Consider the following 19428-nt stretch of genomic DNA (forward strand, 5'->3'; position numbering starts at 1 on the left):
GTTGGGGGTTTTGACGTTTTTGGCTTTAAGTCAGTTTTAGCCAGTTTTAGCCTGTTTTAGTCTCCTGTGTCGTAGAAATGTCGTAAGCTCAAGCATCAAACGCGAAAGGTAAAAATTATGCTCTCACCCCGTGACACTCCAAAAGTCCGAGACGAGATTATCCAGGCCACGCGCGGCCAGGGCTGGCTACGCCGTGCAGAACTGTACTGGGCTAGTGAGGACATGAGCCTGCTGACCCATGACCAGCACACGGAGATGCCGGCCTGGACACCATCGCTATGCCGACCTACCGCGAGTGGGCTACTCATCCTCGCGGAGGAGCCTAGCGCACTCGATGCACTCCGCAGCCTGGATAGGTCAGTCACGGAGCTGTACGTGGTTTTCACGTGGCGCACGCTCGAGGACGGCGCGCTGGAGGTCACTTCCTATAGCTACTGCCCCGGTGTGGAGGTGACCCTGCTCTACGCGGTGGAGATTCCGGCAGACCAGACCCTGCCCCTCGATGAGGATATGCTCGAGCCGACTCCGCAGGTGGAGCAGCTGCGTGAGGCACTACACGGGGCCCCTCGCCTGGGGCTGACTACCTCGATGGGGCATGACTCCGCTGCTCTCCTGGGGTGCGCGTGGATACTCATGCAGACTCCTACCGTGGCGGATAGTCAGACGGTTCGGCAGCGGGCGCGGGGCGGTGGCACTGCCCGGAGCAAACAAAAATTCGATACGGTGCAGTACATCACTCTGCGTAGGCTGGCGCAGGATACGACCGAGACCCCCGGACATGAGGGGCGGGAGTATCAGCACAGGTGGCTGGTACGTGGCCACTGGCGGCAGCAGCGCGTGGGCCCTGGCCGGAAGTTCCGGCGCCCTACCTATGTCGCCCCGCATATCAAAGGCCCCGAGGGCGCGCCACTCAAAACCGAGCGCGTCAACATCTGGCGGCGCTGACATGATACCTGCGCGTGCTCACTGGGTGGCCTCGCCGGAGGCCGCTGCTGCTGCCTACATCGGTGGACTGTCTGCGACCACGGGGAAAAGCTACGGCGCTGCACTGCGCCGGTGGCTGCACTTTTGTGACGATACCGGGCTAGACCCCTGGGGGGTGCAGGCGGTGCACATCGAGGGCTGGCTGAAAACCATGTCCCCGCATACTGCGCGCGGGGTGGCCACTGCGGTGTGTGGCTACTACGCCTACGCTCACCGCCACGGGCTGACCAAGCTGGACCTGGGGGCGGGTGTGCGCAGGCCGCGCACTGGCAGGCGCAGGCCGGGCACCTGGGCTACACGCGAGGAACTAGCCCGCATGATGGACATCTCGCAGGAGCTAGGCGGTGACACCTACGCCCTGCTGGCCATGCTCATCCTGATGGGTACACGGGTGGGTGAGACCTGTGCGCTGGACATAGCCGACATCGAGCAGGCTCACGGCGAGCTGCTCATCACCCTGCGCCGCAAAATGGGGCATACGGACATCATCACCGTGCCGGCGCGGGTGCAGGCTGCGCTACAGCCCCTGCTGGATAGGCGCAGCAGCGGTGCAGTGCTGCGCCATGAGGGCAGGCGCATGAGCACTGCGAGGGCACGGTACCTAGTGTCCTCCATCGCGGAGCAGGCCGAGTGCCAGCAGAAGATCACCCCTCATAGTCTGCGCCGGAGTTTTGTCACCCTGGCTAGGGACCTGGGTGTGAGCGATGAGGACATCATGGCTATGACCGGTCATGCTGATGTGACGATGATCGACTACTACGACAGGGGGCGCAGGCAGCGGGGCGGGGTTGCTGGTATGGCAGTGGAGGCGGCACTGGGTGATGTATAGGTGCTGGTAGCAGGCTTGCGCTACCCCCATTATTTACCCCCATTTAGGTTAATTGTACGCAGGGCTTGCGCACAATTCTAGTGGTGTGTCATAATGGTTTCAGCAGCACAGAACAACTAAATACCAAAAACCACTACCTACCAAGGAGACCACAATGAACACCGAACTAACCCGCCCAGAGCGCAAATTCAACGCCAACATCCTCAAGCTCGCCAAGGCAATCCGCCGCAGCGAACTCGCCGCAACCAACGCCCACGCTGAGTGGCCACAGCTCCGAGTCGGCGACCAGTCACTCCGAGCACTCATCACAAAGGACGGCTACAACCTCCACAAGTTCCTGGGCAAGGGCCAGCCTGCTGGTGACACCATCCTCGAGGGTGAGCTCAAAAACGCGCGGGCCGAAATCGGTGCCTACATGCTCGAGGCGATGGACCTCACCGACAGCGCAGCCGCCAACGAAATCCTCAACGCGAACTAACCCCCGCCCCCGGGGCCCGCGCCCCGGGGTAAACCCCCCGCAATCTGACACACTTTCCACCACACACCCAAACACTGTCAGATTAGGCACCCCCCTAATCTGACACCCACTACCTACCAAGGAGACATCACAATGGCCGACATTCACGCCGCCGACATCAAGAATCTGCCAGTAGTCGACATCAACGCCCTCGACTTTGAGCTAATCGAAAGTGACTACACCTACCACGAGGCCATTATTGTCGAAATGCCAGACTGTCCCGGAGTGAGCGAAATCGGCGCTCAGTGGGACATCGACTGGGACAATGACTGCAAAGCCAGCCTGAGCGTCTACAGCCAGGACCCGAGCAAGATTTTCCGCGCCGACTCCCGCAGCACCCAGGACTGGCCAATCCTGGACCATGTGTTTGGCTCCCGCGCCGCCTGGCAGCAGTTCCTAGCCGACCGCCAGGCTGAGGCCCTAGAAGAACTCGAGGACTAACAACTAACCAGCCGGGGCGCACAGCCCCGGCACTTTTTCTTTTGGAGATGATTATGGACTACAAAAACTTTGATACCACGACTGACCCTGCCCTGGTGTATGACCGGGAGCTCATCGAGGGACCTATCCGCGCGGCCCTGGTGGAAAATTTTGCGCGCGCAGCGGTTGGCTTTCCAGTGCGCACTGGTGCTGGTCGCCGCCCCTACCACCTCGAGGTGGAGCTGGTGGGCTGCGCGTACGCGGGCGGCGCACCTTGTTTCGATTATCCGGAGCGCCCTAGCACTGGCACCATCCTGGCTCGCCGCGCTGACGGCCAGGAGACGCAGTTCAGCGCGGACGGCATGAGCTGGCAGGACCTCGAGGACCGCCTACACGGGTTCATGCTGGACTGGAATCACGACCTCACGGCGCTGCTACAGGAGGCGCGGAGGTGCAGGAAGAAGGCGCAGGAGGCGGAGCAGGCGCTGCGCGCTGCGCGCAGTGGGCAGGCCGCTGCTATCCGCCAAATCAGGTCCCTGGGCGGGGTCACTACCAGGGACATCAGCAAGCTCACCGGGGTGCCAGGGCGCACAGTAGATGTGACCCTGCGGCCTAAACAACCCTAAACAACTCCCTGGCCAGGTATTTTACCCCAATGGCCTGGAATAGTTGTTTCAGGCCGTCAGAAACAACTTCCTGCGGAAACAGCTTCCCTGCTTAACTTCCCACTTAACTTCGCACATGTGTGAGGTTGGGTGTTAAGCCCGTAAAACGCCAAAAATGACCCCCGCACCACTGGGGTGCGGGGGTCAAATGGGTTTAGGGGGGCGGGATTGCTTTCTCTAGGACGCTGATGTCGACTAGCTCCGGAGCCGGGGGTTTACTACCGCCCTGAATCCACTCGGTGACCTCGTGTATCCAAGCCACGGCTTGGCGCAGCGCGCGGCCGGTTTCGTAGGCGCGGGTTTGTGCCTCTCGGCGAGCGGCGATTTCCTCATCAAGCCTGCGGCCCAGGGCCTCGAGCCGCTGCTCCAACTGGGTCAGCCGATCCGCCTTTGCGGTATGTTTTTCCACGCTGGTTTTCATGCGTGCTACGGCGTAGGTAACCAGGGCGGTCAGGGCTACGCCCGCGAAGGTCAGAACTTCACTTGTCATACATTCCCTCCCTCAGCTCCACGTCTCCGCGTTTGCCGCGCCAGATGGCCCACACTGCCAGCGCCACCACGGTGATATATGACACCCCAGTAACCCAGCCTCGGGGGTTGTCAGCCCACAAGGTCGCGGCCACGAACGACAGGCCCCAGGTGCAGTGCAGGCCGATACCCAGGCCAACAGCTATGGCGTCCACCAGGGCGTTCGGTATGAACGCTGCTGCTAGGCAGAACAAGCCGGCCATGAGCCACACGATGGCCCACACGTCCAGGGGAAGAATGTGCTCCGCCGGGTGAACTCCCGCGGCAGGTGGTTCACCCAACCCCCACGGGGTGTAGGACAGGCCCTTGAGGATTATGCCGGTGCCTAGGATTATCAGGGCCGTGGAGTCTGACAGCAGGAACCTGCGCAGCCGGTACGCCCGGGGCTGCCAGCGCGTAGGAAGATGGTCGATAGGCATTATTCCTCCTTGTGGTGACGGCCGGGTCCATAGGAGGTGAGGAACTCGATTAGCTCCTGCCCGGAGAGCTGAGCCACGTCCACCGCAGGCGCAGGAGCAGGCGCTGCCTGTTCCCGCTGCTGCTGTTGGACGGCCTGGGAGATGGCCAGCACTGCCGGCAAAATAGCCGCCACGTCCAAACCACCCAGCGGCTGATGGTCAGGGGCTTTCGGGAGGTTCGCTACTGCCGTGCCGCCCGTGATGGCAGCACCAGCGCCCGCCACGGTGCCGAGGATTGCGGCTACGCCGTCATAGCCCAGAGTTGTGGCAACCACCGTGGCGATACCCACAAGAGCGGACAGCACGTACATGATTAGGCGTACCCAGCCAGCAGGATTGAGCTTGGTCTGCATTACTTACCCTCCCGGTCCTTGGCTACGGCGTCACGCAGATAGGTATCCGGGTCGATACCCACCTTCTTCGCCAACGACTTGAGTAGCTGGTTGTTTTCCCAGTTCGTGGCGTCAATAATCGCCAAAAGCTCCGGCTGGGAGAACGCCTTCTTCGGGTTGATCAGGGAGCGAATACGTTCAATCATGGGTGTGCCTTCCTTTTCTCGCGCCATCTGGTCGTACCAGTACTGGGCGCGGTTCATGTAGTGGTCGTGGTATTTTCCGCCTGGGCGGAGGTGGTAGGGGCAGGACGTGGTCCCGCCGGACTCAATCGAGTGGAAACGAACGTTCATCCCGCTGACGGGTCGGCCTAGCTTGTAGTAGTGGCAGATCGCTGCCACGAGGTGTGCGCCCTCATCGAGGACATCATCACTGATGGGCCAGTCCTGCGCAGGGCCACCACAGTTACTGTGCTCGATACTGATAGAGCGCGCGTTACTGTAGGCGTTCGCATTCGACCAGGCAGTATCCTTATCCCACACGGCCTGCCCAATCTCGCGGCTGTTAGCCACGCAGTAGTGGGCGCTGGCTTGGCGTTGCTGCCACACCCGCCAGCATTCGTCCAGCCCGCCAACCATCGCCATGTGATGAATGGTGACGAACTCGATTTTTGCGGTGCGTCCTGGGGTGAAGTGCCGGGTGAGTAGCCGCACCCGGTCAGGCTCTAATTTATGCCAATTTTTCATACATTCTCCTTTATTTTGGGTATGAGTGTGCCCCCGACCGGTATGCGGTCAGGGGCGGGGGTTAGAGCTGCTTGTAGTGGGTATTGTCTAGGTCTGGGCGTAGTGTTCCCGAGGACGTGTGCGCGGTAGTGACCTGGTAGAGGACACCTTCGTATTCCACGCGGTCACCCGCCTTGTACGCCTGGCCGGTTGCCCACACGTTTTTGGCCTTACCGTCCTCCACCGGGAACAGCACGTCCGTGACGTCCTCCCACTGAGGATTAGTCTCAGACGGCTTCGAGAAGTTCAGGCCGCGGTTCGTGGACTCGTACACACGCCCCGTGGCCACAAGAAACACCTTGTCACCAGGCAGGTAGGCTTTAGACTTCACGCCCTTGGGGTTGTCCCAGACGCTGTAGTCTGAGGCCGTGGCTGCTTCAGTTTTGGGCGCGGTCAGTACCCCGCCTTGGCGGAGGTCTTTCATAATGTCCACCTTGGCTTGCTCGGCAACCTCAGCCTGTGCGCGCCTTTTGGGCTCATCTGCTGCCCACATGCGGAACTCGAGCAGGGGGTCCAGGTCAATGCGGGGCACGCAGGCGCGCGCCACCTTCTCCGCGTCTGCGGAGGACAGTTTCTGGACCTCGTCCAGGATTTGCTCAATGGTCATAAAAAATGCCTTTCTAGGTTGTGAAATTGGTTCGGATTATTTTCAGCCCGGCGCGGTAGGCGTTTTGCCCCGCGCCGGTTGAGGCATAGCATTTTGCCTCGTCACTGTCGATCGGTAGTGAGACCCTAGCGGTCTGGGAGACGCGGTCAGACTGAGCTGGGATAGTGATGGCCTGGACGCGGGAGTCGTAGACCCCGTCCGGGAGGTAGAAAAACCACAGCCCGGCGCGCCCCGTCCAGGTGAGCACTAGCTCCAAGTTGCCCTTGGGTAGTGGCATGTAGTGCTCTCCCACAGCGGTGGTGGTGTTAGTGTCGGTGACTTTTAGCCATCCTCCCTGCGACTGGGGGCGCAGCACGTACTCCTGGATCGGGTTGATGAACTCAATTTCGGTGGTCATACTGCCACCGCCCTAGCTAGGTCAGATACCCCAGAGGTATCACCTGGACTGACGCGGTGCCCTCCATGTCGGCCTGGCCGGAGTTTGAGCGTGGAGTCGCCACGACTGCGACTGTGGCCCCCTCGGTGGCCTGCACCGTCACCGGCGTAGACCGGCGAGGACGGCCACTCGAGTCGGCGGGAATCTCGCACAAGACAAGATTCTTTCCTGCACTGGATGACCGATACCAGATGGCCACTGACTCGGGGCCTGTGTACGCCAGCGTGAGCTGGTACACACCCACTGGCAGAAGTTGCTTGAATTTTCCCTCGTGCCTGCTGCCTGCCACCGGCATCATGTACGCGCTGCTGCTCGTATGCTCGTACAGCATGACTAGTGGGGCCATGGTCTCCATGTCCTCTAGCGTGGTCATTTAGACCACCTGCCCTAGCTGGTGAGCGGTATCGCGGTGATGGAGCCGGAGTTGTCGCCGTCCCCGTCGTAGGGCTGATGAAAATACAGGTAGACCTGGTCGCCCTCCAAAGCCGCGAGAGGAACCACCACAGACTGTCGGAGACGCACCCCCCCCCCGCTGTTTTCGCAGGTGAGGGAATATCTTTGAGCTTGTGGTACTTCCCGGCGCGATACAGCCCCAGGAAGACTTCCTCTTCACCGAAGTACGATGCCAGGAGCTGGCATGGGCCAGGCTGTAGTCGTAGCTTCGTGTACCGGGTTTCCACGTGCTCGAAGTGTTTTTCACCCGTCCCCCGTGGTACGAATACCGCGCCGTAGGGAGTCATGTCAGTGGTACTCACCTAGACCACCTCCACTGCTAGCCGAGAGGGATGACCTGTAGTGACGCCGTGGATGACTGGTCCGCGCCCCGGTTGGAGTACGGCACCGTGATGACCGAGACAGTGGTGTTCTCCCCGGCCTGGATGATGATTGGTGCTGACCTGCGGGGTTTCCCGGAGGTATCCTCCGCGATATGACACACGTCGTGGTAGCCCTCGTTTTCCGGCCGATACCGGATAAACGCCTGCTCCGGCCCCGTGTACGCCAGCGAGAGCTGATACACCCCCGGCTCCATCTTCATGGAGGTTCCCGACAGTGGTGAGCCCGGCACCGGCAGCATGTACGTGTGCCGCGTGGTGTGCTGCATCCGTACCGCGTAGGGGACGAGATTCTCCATGTCCTCCCAGGTGGCCATTTACACCACCTCGGCTAGGTTGGGGCGAGAGGGTAGACCGTGATAGACCCTGTGGGCTGGCCTTCGCCGTCCCACTTCGACTGCATGAGGAGAAAGATTTGATCGCCTTCCAGCGCTCCGAACGACACAAACGCTGGGGAACGCGACCCCCCCCCCGCCGCTTTGGAATCTCCGTGAGCTTCTCAAATTTTCCACCACGAGCGAGCAAAACAGACACGCCCTCATCGCCCGTATACGTGGCTTGCGCCATCACAGGCCCCGGCTTGAGCTCAATCCGGCCAGGAGCATCACCCACCGCCGTGAAATACGCACTCCCCTCACTATGAGGGGTAAAAACTCTGCCATACGGCAGTAAAACATCAGTACTCATAAATTCCCTTTCTTAGGATTAGTCAAAATTAATAGTCTTGCCAGTGATGGGGTCTTTTATGCCCTTGCCCTGGTAGTAACGCTTGTACCGACTATCAGACGGCCAGCGCGGATAGACCGTGACCACCACCGGGTACTCAGAATCTCCACCCGAATCGTCTGCAACGTCCACCCAAATCTCTAGCTTCCCAGAACCCGACACTGTCTCACCGTTGAGCTGAAACGTGTGATTAACGTACACATCGTGCACGCGTGCATTACCTGACAATGTGGCTACGCCTACCCAATCTCCTGGCACAAACTCGAAGCGCATTTTGGCGGGATAACTCCCACCCCCCGAGTGGTGATGGGAGGTGACATAGCCCATGGACACGCCCATGTGGTCGGGCAATTTTTTAGGTATGCGGGTAAATTTCGGGAACAGCAATTCGAACGCTTTTGGCGTCCGAAACTCCTGTAGCCACAGTGCGTCTGAGTTGGACTTCACGGTGGCCTCGAGTGCGTCCTGGGCGTCTCGCCTCGCAATTTCCGCGAGCTTTCGCTGCTGCTCTGACTGGGAGCGAGCCTGCTCCGCCTTAGCGCGCTCTGATTCTGCTGCGGAGCGTTTCTGCTCCGCACCATCACGGGCGGACTCGGCACCGGCACGTGCGGACTCCGCACGTGAGCGGGCACCCTCCGCCAACGACCGTTGTTCCTCGGCGAGCTGGCGTTGAATCTCAGCCAGACGGCGTTCATCTTCGGCCACGGCACGGGCGGCTTCAGCACTAGCCATGCTGGCGAAAGACGAGTGCATGGCACTGAACGCCTTACGGCGGGACTCCTCAGACTTGTTACGGTACTGCTCCGCAGCAGACCTGGCCTGCTCGGCGCTAGACCTGGCCGACTCAGCCGTATCCCTGGCCTGCTCAGCGCGGGAGCGCGCCGTCTCAGCCGTATCCCTAGCCTGCTCCGCACCATACCGTGCCCGCTCAGCATTAGCCCTCTCAGACTCAGCAGTCTGCCGGTTACGGTCCGCCAGCACACGCTGCTCCTCCGCACCAGCACGAGCAGACTCCGCACTAGCCCTAGCTGTCTCGGCAGTATCGCGAGCAGACTCAGCACTAGCCCTAGCTGTCTCAGCCGTATCACGGGCAGACTCAGCCTGGGCGCGAGCGCGCTCAGCCAGCTCGCGCTGCCCCTCCGCGAGGGAGCGTTGTTCCTCAGCCAGCTTGCGCTCAATTTCTGCCAGACGGCGTTCATCTTCGGCCACGGCACGGGCGGCTTCAGCACTAGCCATGCTGGCAAACGATGAGTGCATGGCCGAGAACGCCTTACGCCTAGACTTCTCAGATTCGTTACGCTGCGTCTCCGCCTCATTACGAAAACCCTCAGCCTGGTTGCGCTGCTGCTCCGCCTGCCGCAACGCCTCCTGAGACAACTCCCGCGCCCGCGTAGCTGCCGTAGACGCAGCCTGCGCAGCCTGACTAGCCGACTGGCTAGCCTGACTCGCCTCACTAGACGCCTCGGACGCCTGCGAAGCCCGGCGCGCGACATCGGCAACCTCACTGGCCTTAGCTGCCGCCTCCCGGCTAGCCTGACGTGCCGCCGTAGAGTGACTAGCTGCCTGGTCACTATGACGCTTAGCTAGCTCACTGAGGCGCTGTGAGTTCTCCGCGAACTCCCCGGCCTGGGCAGACCGTGCACCCGCCTGGTCGGAATACTCGCTAGCGCGGGTACTGGCAGCCCTGGCCTCCTGGCTGGCCGTAGTGGCCTGCTGGCTCGCGGCCTGCGCAGCAGTGGAGTGCTCACCAGCCTGGGCACTATGACGCCCCGCCTGCTCACTCGACTGGCTGGCCTGCTGGCTAGCCGCCTGGGCAGACTGAGAGTGCTCACCGGCCTGGGCACTATGACGCCCCGCCTGCTCACTAGCCTGCTGTGCAGCACTAGAGTGGCCACTCGCGGCGCGGGAAAACTCTTCCGCCCGGTCACGGTACGACAGAGAAAGCTCACTGGCGGCACTTGCCTGCTCACTGGCCGTAGTGGCCTGCTCCGCAAGGCCTGCGACTTCCCGCGCCTTAGTTGCAGCCTGGTCACTAGCCTGCCGAGCAGCCTGGGAATACTCACCGGCCTGGGCACTATGACGCCCCGCAATCTCACTCAGGCGCTGCGAATTCTCCGCAAACTCACCCGCCTGCGCAGAATACCCCGCAGCCTCCAACGACCACTCGTGAGCCTTAGCAGACTCCACCCCAGCAGACTCAGAAAACCCCGCAGCAGCCTCCGAAAAAGCCCTAGCACGCTCCGAATAATCCACCACCTGGGCGCGGGCCTCACCCGCAATCCGCTTAGCCTCCACCGCGTCAGACCTAGCAGACTCAGCCACGCGCTTCACCTCAGCCGTAACCCCACGAACCTTGCCCAGGGACTCCTCCAAACGCCGCTTATCGGCCTCAATCCTGCGCTCCCGCTCAAGGTTATAGGCGGCACCTCCACGCCGGTCCACAATCAGCTGCGACCCCACCGCGACCTCAACGCGCACACCAGAAGCACCATCGCCCACGCGATGAATCGACTTCACCGGCAACTCCAAACGACGTCCCCACATAGACACGGGAACAACATCACCGACACGGAAATCAACACCCGGCACCAGTGGGGAGTAACCCTCCGGCCCTACTAATTGTGAGACGGTGGCCTCACCTTTGACCTGCTCCGCTACATCATCAAGAGTCTGCTCAACCGTGCTGGTGCCGTCTACGGCGTCCACAGCAACGTCTTTGCGCACCCACCGGCGTCCAAACCTATCCGGCGTGACGCCCTGTAGCTGAGCTACGTAGCCTTGTGCGCGGCCTTCTTCTAGCTCTGGCTTGTCTGCGTAGTCATCTGGCCACCGGACTTTCCACGCCCCATAGACGTAGGACGCAGCACGGGTTACCATCTGCAAAGATCCGCCGGAGACTTGCAGCGCTGGGATATTCGCTACTGCCATAATGGCTCTCCAATCTTCTTCACAATGACACGGCCCACCGCGTAATCCTCGTCCCACTGGCCTGTTCGGGTAGGGAACTCCCCATCACCCGGCCACCACGGCACAACCTGCACGGAGACACCAAACAGCAACGCCGGTTCAGCCAGCACCTCCCACAGTGTGCGGTCATCGCGGTTAATCACGACCTCCGTGTCCGTATCCGGGGTGGGCGTCCAGTCAACCACCAAATGCGGGCGGTCAAACCCATGCAGCCGCCCCACGGCGTCTAGAGAGTCCTGAATAATCCGCCTGATCGTTTCCACAGCCGGGCCCTTGCTCGTATGCCCATAGAACATTGTGGCCTCCTGCACCGGTGCAAGCGTCCTGGGCTGTGCGTAGCCCTTACCGGACTCGGCTTTAGACGCGTCCTCACGCCACTGGGTGAACTCCACATCACCCCACGTGCCCGGCACTGATGGACACGGGCACCAGTTCAGCAGCTCATTCATGTGCGTGGCCTGCACGTCCACTGACAGGGGGCCGAGGGCGTCGCCCACTGCGCCGGGAATATCCACAAGATACCCCTCCCGGTCAAGACTCCCGCCTGGCCCCTGAACCACAATCATCATTGTGCGGTCCGTTGCCGGCACTAGGGCACTCGTCTGCTCATCTTGACGGCCCAGGCTGTCGCCAAAGATAAGCTCCGCCACCGGGGACGTGAGTTTCTCATCAACGGCGGTAGGGATCGTCAGTGACAACTCCGCCGTATCCAAGTTCGTGACCGTGGCGTCCAGGCCAGTGACGGCAAGGTCTGCAACCGGCTCACCCTCGCCGTTGCATAGGCCAACCCACTGCCCAGTGTCCTGCGCTACCTGTAGGGCGTGTAGGCGGCGGTATGACCACTCCTGCCGGGTTAGAGCGCCCATGGCGTGTCAACTCCAATCGACCAGAGGAAAGATGAACCGGCCGGGGCCGTGAACGTTCGGGACTCGCCTGGTGGCACCATCTCACCCAGGACCTCACCGAACATGGAACGCCACAGCGCTTCATCCATGTCCCCGTTATCGTCCGTCACTGCGTAGAAGGCTGCCGGGTCAAGATTTAGGCGGCGTGACTGCTCAACCGTAGGCAAGGTGAACCTTGCCCCGGATGGCACAATGACCTCACCACCGGTAGTCCACCGAACAGTGGGGTAGATAAGGTCCGCGCCGGAGTTAGTGATGGTGACCCGCCCACCGGGCTTAGAGTAGTCTCGCTGCCAGGTAGATACGTCACGAACCAGGGGGATACCCACCTGGATAAACGGCGCGCCTAGAGAACTGACATCCGGCAATCCTTGCCCATCAGGAAGGCGAACCTTGGAGCGGTACTCCACCCCCTCCGGGGAGGTCACTACCAGCGTTGAGTACCGCTCCGCACTAAACGCGCCGTAGAAGTCACGCAGCAACTCCTCAGCCGTCTTATCGCGGGTAGGGCGAACCCCCACCATCATCACACCCTCGGAGGGCTGTACCACGGAACGCCCCGGAATGAGTCGCACACCAGAACGCTCCGTAGTCGAGAACGTGGATGCGGAACGAATAGCAGAGAACCCCGGTAGGCCGTCCACGCGGACGGTAACACCACCGGTACAACCGCGGCCCAGCAACTCCCACTGCTGGCCGGTGAAGGCCTCTAAATCAATCCTCCACATTCCGACTACCGTCCCGCCCGCTGCAACATGACGGCCTGTGGAGAGGTGTAATCAAGTCGGCTCTGAACCTTCGTTACCCGCATGTCCAGCTCCTCCTGCTGTTCGTTCATCTTCGTGAATTGTTGGTCAAGCCACTCTGAGGTGTAGATACCACCCTCAACTAAATCAACGTTTACGTGGATGACCTTACGGTCAGCCCCCGTGCGGTCAGATAGTCCTGTGGACACGCCGTTGACCTTGTCGGCCAAGGGGTTAACCCCCGCCATGTCCCAGAACGCGGACATTCCCTGCGCCACCGCACGGTTATGGTCAGCCAGGACGTAGCTAGCTTCACGGGAACCAGCGTTGCCCGTGCGAAACCCCTCAGCGTTGTGCTTGTGCTGGTCACGTTCCCTACCCAGTCGCATGATCTCGCGCTCAAGCTCCACCCGGCGCGACTCGAACGGCAGGCGCTTGGCCATATCTTCGCGCTCGCGCTCAGCCTTGAGACGCTTCTCCTGAATCTCGTTAACACGGTCATCCAAGTCGTTAAGGCGAAGCTGCTCACCGGCCTTACCAATGCTGGTTGTGCGGAGAATATCCTCCGCCTTCTTGTCCTCGCCACGGGCCTTAAGTAGCCCCGCCCAACGTATTTTCTCCTCATCCTCAGCGGAGAGCTTGCCCACACCTCCACCAAGTTCCTTGAGTCGCTTTTCGTACTCACGCAGCAGCTGCTCATTGGCCGCAATGCCTTGCTTGGCTGCGTAGATGTCCTGAGCGTCCTTGTTGTCGCCAAGTCCAAGGACCTTGCCGTCACCATCCCAGTCGAACCACGCTCCAATTTTCTTACTGGGGTCATTGAGTGTGGCTTGGTGTGCTGCGTTCTCGGCCTTAAGCTTGGCTATCTCAGCCAACACCGTCGCTTTGTCTGCTGCCAAAGCACCATCAGACGCAAGGCGGTTAGCCTTGTCCTGGGCGCGCGCCATATCCTCCGTGAGACGGGTTAGCCCCACCACGGCCTCTTGGTGCCGGTAGGACGCCACGGTGGCCTCAAGAGTGGCCTCACGCGTAGACCGTAGGCGCTCAGCTTCGGCTGCATACACTTCCTGTTGGCGCGCCAGCAGTTCCGCGTTGGCGTGCGTTGCTGCGACCAGCACGTCACCAATCCCGGCCTTCTCCGCCGCGTAGTATGCCTCCACGAACTGGCGCTGCTCCGCAATAGAGGCATTTTCCGCGTCAAACCCCGCGAACTTGCCCGCAAATACGTCCTCAACGAGCTGCTGTTCCCGCGTAGTGAGGTCTTTCTGCTGGGCGAGACGCTCAGCAGTGGCCCTGGCGTCCAAACTGGTACGGGCCTTAAACTCGCGCCCAATACCCATGACCACGCGGTTAATGTAGTCATCGTACGAGATGGACAAGTCGGTGAAGTCGTAGATTTGACGGTGAAGGAGCTTATCGCGTTCCTCCTTGAGTTTTTCCTCCGCCGTGGCCACATCCTTCAAGCCCTGTAGGTGGGCGTCCAGAACCCCAACCTGTGCCTTTTGGACGTCCCATGCTGCTGCCTGCATCTGAATACGGGCGTCAACCATCTTCATTTGTAGCTCGGACACTAGCTGAGTTTGTGCTTCAATTGCGCCAGAAAGATTAGCCTGGTTTTCCATCGCCTGCGCGTAGACCTGGGCTTCTCCGACCTTGATCTGATTGAACCAATTTACAGTCTGGACAATCCAGTCCCAGACGGCTTTACCGACCCGGTAAACCGTTTCTGCGACCTCAACGGCCATGGCGATCTCGGCATGACCAGTGGCCAACGCGGCTTGCTTCACCACACCTTTAGCGAGTGCTGCTTCATCTTCGGCGTTGGTGAGGTTCTCCTGCGCCGCCTGTAGTGCCTCTAGAGACTCTACGCCGTTGCCCTCAAGTTCCTTAGTGGCGTCCTCACGCACACGGGCGAGGTGTTTCTCTGCTTTCGCAACCTTATCGGCGTGCTGGGAGCCGTCCATATCAGACTTAGACGGCCCTTCGGCCTTGACCTTGGCGAGTTCTTCCTCCGCGTCCTGAATTTTGCGCATAGTGGCCGTGGACAGTTCTGCGTTGGAGCCTTGGGCCTCGGCCAGTTCACGCTGTGCAATCTCCACGTTTTTGTTGGCCTGCTTGAGTGCGTCCGCTGCGTCCACCTGCGCCACGTAGGAATCTTCGAGACCCTCATAGGCCCCTACAATGCCGGTGGCGTACTGGGTGATGAAACCCAGACCAAGGCGTTCACCGATGGCTAGGACCTCAGTGGCCTTCATATCGGCGGCTGCACCAATCGCGTTGCCGAACTGGTCATACATGGCCAGTGCGGCTTGCTGTAACGCAGGGTTGCCCTCTAAGGCACTGACATCGCCGGTAGATACGGCGTGCAACATGCCACCAGCAACTCCTTGAAGCCCGGCTAAGCCACCTTGGCGTGCCACGGTGGACAGTTCACCAGCTGCGCCCTGCATAGCTGCGGCTGCGTCACGAAGGGCACCGGGGAGTTGCTCGAACGCCACGGTCTGCGCCGGGTTGAGTCTACGTTCCGGCAGCACCGTGTTTTTGGGCATCCACCCAATGCCGGTAGCAACCCCGCCCTCATCGAAGTCTTGACGGCGGTAGCGGGCAAGCTGGCGGGCGCGGTGAGCGGACTGCTCTACATCAGCCTTGAGTGCGGACGCCGTTCCCCAGTCGATAGATTTCACTCCGGACTGACCCTTGACGGTCATGCCGTCAACGCTGGTGGATAAGATTTCCCCACCATCACCTCCACCGGCAAGGTCAATGTGAGCGTGGTCGGTGAATGAGGGGTGTGTGGCTCCGGCGGCTTGTCCACCAATCTGGCCGTTGCCACGGCTACCTCCCATCTCGAGGTTCACGGGGCCACTAGTCAGCCCGTAGAGCGTGGCAGCGGTGTGCCCGCCGTAGGGTCCGCCGTTGAACCAGCCGAACGCTAGACGCGGGCCGGAACCAACACCATTCTGTGCCCCTAGTGCGGAGAGGGCCTGGCCCTCGTTACCAGTGGCGAAGCGCCCACCGAAGGGGTTCACCCCTGCCGCGAACCTTGCGCCTGCGGAAACAGCTCCGGAGCAGTCACCCCAGTTCATGCCACCCCAGTCGTAGGTTGCTCCCTCAAGGGGGCGCTTAGCGCGGTAGCCGTTGACCTCCTTGCCGGAGACGAAGGCGTATACCTCTGCTGGGGTTGCGCGCCCGCCGTCCGCGTAGCCCGTCAGCTCGGTGGTGAGGGCCTGGGCTATCTGGTCATCACTGCCGGAGTTAATCGCCCCCAGCGTGCGACTGAATCGCTCGGAACGCTGGCCGTTGATGATCCATTCTCCCGCGTCCAGGCGAGCAATAGGGCGGGCGTTCTTATCCAGGGCAAGGAACCCGTCCGTTTCGTGCGTACCTGGACCCGTGACGGGGAGCTGGTAGCCACCATGACGTCCACCGGTGGCGAACCGCGCGCTTGTAGACCCAGCCGACCGGGCGGCATTATTAGCACCCGTAATGCGGTCCCACACGTTGCTTAGGGTGCGCTTTAGGCCGTCAAGAACGCCATTTGCCTCACTGGCCTTAGCCTTCAGCTGCGTGGTGTCCAGGTCTGCGACTGGCTTTGGGCGCTGAGAGTCCAAGTTTACGGCCGCCGCCAAGCCGTCCTTAACACCAGCGTCAAACAAGGCCTTATCCAGGTCAGCAACCGGGATAGCTGTCTGACGTGACAGCTCCGCCAACTCCGTGCGGGTAGCCTGACCATCAGCGAACAACTGTCGCAGGTCAATCTCCGCCTCCGGGTTCACCTTCTTTAAATTCAGCTCCCGAACAATCTGGTCGACCTCCTCCGCTCCCAGACGAATCTTGGAGTTGTCTAGCCAAATATCTGGTGTGATTTCGGCGTCATCAAGCTGGGAGGTTTTTTCCACCAGGTCTTGGATCTTGCTGCGTGCGTCATCGTCCTTGGCGGTGATAACCATATCAATGGTCTCCCCATCGGAGTTTTTAAGCTCCTCAACCTTGTAGCCGATACCCTCTAAGGCTGTGACGGCTTCATCGGCAAGAACGCCCACATGAACCTCCGCGCCGTCCTCCACATCCTTGAGAGTTCCCCACACGGCGTCAAGCTGCTGCACAGCCTCGGAGGTGCCTTGGACCGCCAAAATTGTGTTAATTTCATCGGGCATAAGTCCCAGCGACTCGGCAAGCTGGTCAATTTCCTCACGCGTAAACACAGTCTTGTCCGTCAGTGCGCCTAGGGAGTCCTGGACTAGTTTCCAGGCTTCGTCGGAGTCCCCACCGGCCTGCACCGTCTGGACATATTCATCACGCAACGCAGCCAGGGAGTCGCGCAGCTCCTTGTTCTTCTCGTTGGTCTTATCCAGGTTGTCCCACGACACCCCACCAGTAGGGTCAACAAACAAGGCGTTGCGGTCTACGTCCTCCCACTTTTCCAGGCCGTCTACAACCTCGGACACGGCGTCCGCCATGTCCCACATGGCGTCCTCAGCGGACTCCTCAATAAGACCCATCTCCCGAAGGACGTCAAGAACGCCGGTGAGTTTCTGCTCCGCACTGGCACTCTCATCTGCCACGAGAGCAAGACCACCCGAGATAGCTACGAAACCATCATCAACAGCCTTGGCGGCTGCTGCGGTCTCATCAATCTTCCTGCGCGTTTCCGTCAGCTCGTTCGCGGCAGCCTGGCCAGCTTCGCCCATGGATGTGAGGTTGCGTACCAGCTCCACATATTCCTCACCACCAGCGGCAACAACCTTATTTAAATCTTCCTGTGTGAGTCCCATGTCGCGCATGACGTCATTTAGTGCCTTGAAGCTTTCGCCGTGAGCGCGGGCCTTGTCTAGGTGCTCGTGGTAGACGTCCCAGTCAGCAGATGAGCCGAAGATGACTTTGAGGTATCCTCCGGACTTGCCCATGGCGTCTGAGATGGAGCCAAACATCTTCGAGTGTGCTTCACCCATGGCCGTGAACTGAGTAAGGACGGTGCCCGCGTACTCGGTGGCTGCGTCCACAGACTCCCCAGTCATAGTGCCGTTCGTACGCTGCATGGCCTTGGTGAGGCCGTCGTGTGCGCCCTCGGACTGGCGGACGGCCTGAGCTACTTCTTCCTCTGCCTTCTTGTAGGTGGAGTAGCCCTCATACATTTTGCCGAGGACTGCTACGGCTGCGCCGATACCCACGACCCAAGGCCCTCCGAAGAAGCTGAGCAGTCCCTTGGCCCCGAGCTTCATTGCCCCGAATGACCCCGCCGCTACGGACTGCATTCCCCGCATGGCCCCACCTACGCCGTGTGCGGCTTGTTGTCCCATGAGGTCAATTGCTGCGAACGCGCTCTTCGACTGTAGGACACTCTTTTGGGCGGCTGCTGCTGCGAGGATGTGCTGCTCTCGCATGAGCCGGGCAGGGGCCGCACCTTGCTGGTACGCAGCTTTGAACGCTGCCCCAAGATCCCCCACTTTGCCCTTAACTCCCGCCAGGTTTTGCCCTAAGTCGGCTATTTTGGCCGTGAGTTTTTGCCCAATCTCCGTACCTAGGGCAACCGAGGCCCCTTTAACGGCCAGAAGAACACCTAACGTCTGCTTCACGGGGCCGGGCAGTCCACCCCATACCCCCACGGCCTTCTCCACGACACCGGAGAGGTCATCAACCGCCCCCGTGGCGGACTCTAGGACACCAGGAAGCTGACTAAACCCGCCCTCCATAGCAGTCGCACCCAGCCGACCTAACGCCGCGCCCAGGTTGGCGATAGAGCCGGTGATAGAACCGCCCATAGCCTTGGCAGCACCACCGAGGTTCTGCTCCAAGGCGCGCTCTAAGTCCTCAATGCCCAGCTTGCCGTCACTGACCATCTTGTTCAGTTCGGACTTCGTGACCCCCACAGACTTGGCCAGCATGTCAAACACGGGGATACCGCGCTCGGAGAGCTGGAGTAACTCCTCACGCATGAGCTTGCCGTTGCCACGCACCTGCCCGAAGATCCGCGAGATTTCGTTGAGTGGAGCGCCAGCAATGGCGGCGGTATCGGCCATAATGCTTAGGCTTCGGGTGAGGTCATCTCCAACTTCAACACCGGACGCCACGGCGTTACCAGCTGCGGTAGCGGCGTCCGACAGGCCGTAGGCAGTGCCCATCACTGAAGCTAGGGCGGAGTCCATGATCGACTCGATGGACTCCGCTTCATGGCCCAACCCCTTGAGCTTAAACTGGGCGTCATCAATGCCGGTCAGGCGTGCCCAACCCTTGGAGAGGATAGTCCCACCGAACGCACCCACCGACAAAGCGGGGATAAGGTTCCTTGCTGCGCCCGCTAGTGATTCTAGACGGCCCTCAACCTGCTTAATGCCCTTGCCTGCGTGGCCAAGGTTATCGGCGGCTTTAGCGGCCCCGCCTAGGCCCGTGGCGGCTTGGTCGGCTGCGCCCTTGAGTTCCCGAACGTTACTGGACAGGCGGGCGTCTAGTTTCACGGCCTTAGCTGCGGTCTCCGCAGAAGATAAGGCGCGCCCTAAATCATCAGCTGCACGCCCCGCGCTCTTTAGCTCCCGCTCCCCACGGGGCTTAATGTCAAGCTTGTTCTTCTCCACTAAGCCCAACGACTTTTCTAGGCGTTCCAAACCACCCTGCATGCGCATGAGGTCACGCTCTGCGCCTGCAATATCAATCTTGATGGAGCCTTGCAGCTCGCCTAAGTCTAGTGCCATG

General features: G+C 60.7%; 17 protein-coding genes. 5 read left to right on the top strand and 12 right to left on the bottom strand.

All coding sequences use genetic code 11. The features are described from left to right. Window positions 1-117: 117 nt before the first annotated feature. From F4V58_RS12505 to F4V58_RS07745, 5 genes are all read left to right on the top strand, one after another. The gene (locus F4V58_RS12505) at window positions 118-945 is read left to right on the top strand and encodes a hypothetical protein (protein WP_075734819.1); all 828 of its coding nucleotides are present in this window, start codon (window positions 118-120) and stop codon (window positions 943-945) included. A 1-nt stretch (window position 946) separates the two neighbouring features. Continuing rightward, window positions 947-1813, top strand: coding sequence for a tyrosine-type recombinase/integrase (locus F4V58_RS07730; protein ID WP_075734821.1), 867 nt, complete (start codon window positions 947-949; stop codon window positions 1811-1813). 154 nt (window positions 1814-1967) lie between these two features. Continuing rightward, window positions 1968-2291, top strand: coding sequence for a hypothetical protein (locus F4V58_RS07735; protein ID WP_075734823.1), 324 nt, complete (start codon window positions 1968-1970; stop codon window positions 2289-2291). Between the two features lie 132 nt (window positions 2292-2423). Further along, complete coding sequence (locus F4V58_RS07740; protein WP_075734825.1) at window positions 2424-2771, top strand: hypothetical protein; 348 nt, start codon at window positions 2424-2426, stop codon at window positions 2769-2771. A gap of 53 nt (window positions 2772-2824) precedes the next feature. Beyond that, entirely contained in the window at window positions 2825-3376 is a 552-nt protein-coding gene (locus F4V58_RS07745) for a hypothetical protein (RefSeq protein ID WP_075734827.1), read from the top strand. A gap of 193 nt (window positions 3377-3569) precedes the next feature. On the opposite strand, the gene F4V58_RS07750 is transcribed toward F4V58_RS07745, so the two are convergent. From F4V58_RS07750 to F4V58_RS07800, 12 genes are all read right to left on the bottom strand, one after another. Beyond that, window positions 3570-3905 carry a hypothetical protein gene (locus tag F4V58_RS07750; RefSeq protein WP_075734829.1) on the bottom strand — a complete coding sequence of 112 codons (336 nt, stop codon included), beginning with the start codon at window positions 3903-3905 and terminating at the stop codon, window positions 3570-3572. After that, a complete protein-coding gene (locus F4V58_RS07755; protein ID WP_075734831.1) occupies window positions 3895-4362 on the bottom strand; it encodes a hypothetical protein in 468 nt (155 codons plus the stop codon). The genes F4V58_RS07750 and F4V58_RS07755 overlap by 11 nt, the downstream gene beginning before the upstream one ends. Beyond that, window positions 4362-4754: a hypothetical protein gene (locus tag F4V58_RS07760; protein WP_075734833.1), complete on the bottom strand. Its 393-nt coding sequence runs from the start codon at window positions 4752-4754 to the stop codon at window positions 4362-4364. The genes F4V58_RS07755 and F4V58_RS07760 overlap by 1 nt, the downstream gene beginning before the upstream one ends. After that, window positions 4754-5479, bottom strand: a complete 726-nt coding sequence (locus tag F4V58_RS07765; protein ID WP_084559729.1) for a peptidoglycan recognition protein family protein — start codon at window positions 5477-5479, stop codon at window positions 4754-4756. The genes F4V58_RS07760 and F4V58_RS07765 overlap by 1 nt, the downstream gene beginning before the upstream one ends. A gap of 61 nt (window positions 5480-5540) precedes the next feature. Next, the gene (locus F4V58_RS07770; protein ID WP_075734835.1) at window positions 5541-6125 is read right to left on the bottom strand and encodes a carbohydrate-binding protein; all 585 of its coding nucleotides are present in this window, start codon (window positions 6123-6125) and stop codon (window positions 5541-5543) included. 13 nt (window positions 6126-6138) lie between these two features. Next, window positions 6139-6522, bottom strand: coding sequence for a hypothetical protein (locus F4V58_RS07775; protein WP_075734837.1), 384 nt, complete (start codon window positions 6520-6522; stop codon window positions 6139-6141). A gap of 16 nt (window positions 6523-6538) precedes the next feature. Continuing rightward, window positions 6539-6715, bottom strand: coding sequence for a hypothetical protein (locus F4V58_RS12510; protein WP_157105769.1), 177 nt, complete (start codon window positions 6713-6715; stop codon window positions 6539-6541). A gap of 618 nt (window positions 6716-7333) precedes the next feature. Continuing rightward, on the bottom strand, window positions 7334-7693 hold the full coding sequence (locus F4V58_RS07780) for a hypothetical protein (RefSeq protein WP_150385747.1): 360 nt from the start codon (window positions 7691-7693) through the stop codon (window positions 7334-7336). A gap of 406 nt (window positions 7694-8099) precedes the next feature. Continuing rightward, window positions 8100-11048, bottom strand: a complete 2949-nt coding sequence (locus F4V58_RS07785) for a hypothetical protein (RefSeq protein ID WP_075734845.1) — start codon at window positions 11046-11048, stop codon at window positions 8100-8102. After that, window positions 11039-11953 (bottom strand): hypothetical protein, encoded by a 915-nt coding sequence (locus F4V58_RS07790; protein ID WP_075734847.1) that lies wholly within the window; start codon window positions 11951-11953, stop codon window positions 11039-11041. The genes F4V58_RS07785 and F4V58_RS07790 overlap by 10 nt, the downstream gene beginning before the upstream one ends. Continuing rightward, window positions 11941-12720: a hypothetical protein gene (locus tag F4V58_RS07795; RefSeq protein ID WP_075734849.1), complete on the bottom strand. Its 780-nt coding sequence runs from the start codon at window positions 12718-12720 to the stop codon at window positions 11941-11943. Before F4V58_RS07795 ends, F4V58_RS07790 begins: the two co-directional genes overlap by 13 nt. 5 nt (window positions 12721-12725) lie before the next feature. Beyond that, a complete protein-coding gene (locus F4V58_RS07800) occupies window positions 12726-19427 on the bottom strand; it encodes a tape measure protein (protein ID WP_169833312.1) in 6702 nt (2233 codons plus the stop codon). Window position 19428: the final 1 nt, after the last annotated feature.

This window comes from Corynebacterium phocae (assembly GCF_008693075.1).
Taxonomy (GTDB): Bacteria; Actinomycetota; Actinomycetes; order Mycobacteriales; family Mycobacteriaceae; genus Corynebacterium; species Corynebacterium phocae.

Bases quoted from the DNA above. Each gene is read 5' to 3' on its own strand.
- F4V58_RS12505 (WP_075734819.1), top strand. From the start codon at position 118: ATGCTCTCACCCCGTGACACTCCAAAAGTCCGAGACGAGATTATCCAG.
- F4V58_RS07730 (WP_075734821.1), top strand. From the start codon at position 947: ATGATACCTGCGCGTGCTCACTGGGTGGCCTCGCCGGAGGCCGCTGCT.
- F4V58_RS07735 (WP_075734823.1), top strand. From the start codon at position 1,968: ATGAACACCGAACTAACCCGCCCAGAGCGCAAATTCAACGCCAACATC.
- F4V58_RS07740 (WP_075734825.1), top strand. From the start codon at position 2,424: ATGGCCGACATTCACGCCGCCGACATCAAGAATCTGCCAGTAGTCGAC.
- F4V58_RS07745 (WP_075734827.1), top strand. From the start codon at position 2,825: ATGGACTACAAAAACTTTGATACCACGACTGACCCTGCCCTGGTGTAT.
- F4V58_RS07750 (WP_075734829.1), bottom strand. From the start codon at position 3,905: ATGACAAGTGAAGTTCTGACCTTCGCGGGCGTAGCCCTGACCGCCCTG.
- F4V58_RS07755 (WP_075734831.1), bottom strand. From the start codon at position 4,362: ATGCCTATCGACCATCTTCCTACGCGCTGGCAGCCCCGGGCGTACCGG.
- F4V58_RS07760 (WP_075734833.1), bottom strand. From the start codon at position 4,754: ATGCAGACCAAGCTCAATCCTGCTGGCTGGGTACGCCTAATCATGTAC.
- F4V58_RS07765 (WP_084559729.1), bottom strand. From the start codon at position 5,479: ATGAAAAATTGGCATAAATTAGAGCCTGACCGGGTGCGGCTACTCACC.
- F4V58_RS07770 (WP_075734835.1), bottom strand. From the start codon at position 6,125: ATGACCATTGAGCAAATCCTGGACGAGGTCCAGAAACTGTCCTCCGCA.
- F4V58_RS07775 (WP_075734837.1), bottom strand. From the start codon at position 6,522: ATGACCACCGAAATTGAGTTCATCAACCCGATCCAGGAGTACGTGCTG.
- F4V58_RS07780 (WP_150385747.1), bottom strand. From the start codon at position 7,693: ATGGAGAATCTCGTCCCCTACGCGGTACGGATGCAGCACACCACGCGG.
- F4V58_RS07785 (WP_075734845.1), bottom strand. From the start codon at position 11,048: ATGGCAGTAGCGAATATCCCAGCGCTGCAAGTCTCCGGCGGATCTTTG.
- F4V58_RS07790 (WP_075734847.1), bottom strand. From the start codon at position 11,953: ATGGGCGCTCTAACCCGGCAGGAGTGGTCATACCGCCGCCTACACGCC.
- F4V58_RS07795 (WP_075734849.1), bottom strand. From the start codon at position 12,720: ATGTGGAGGATTGATTTAGAGGCCTTCACCGGCCAGCAGTGGGAGTTG.
- F4V58_RS07800 (WP_169833312.1), bottom strand. From the start codon at position 19,427: ATGGCACTAGACTTAGGCGAGCTGCAAGGCTCCATCAAGATTGATATT.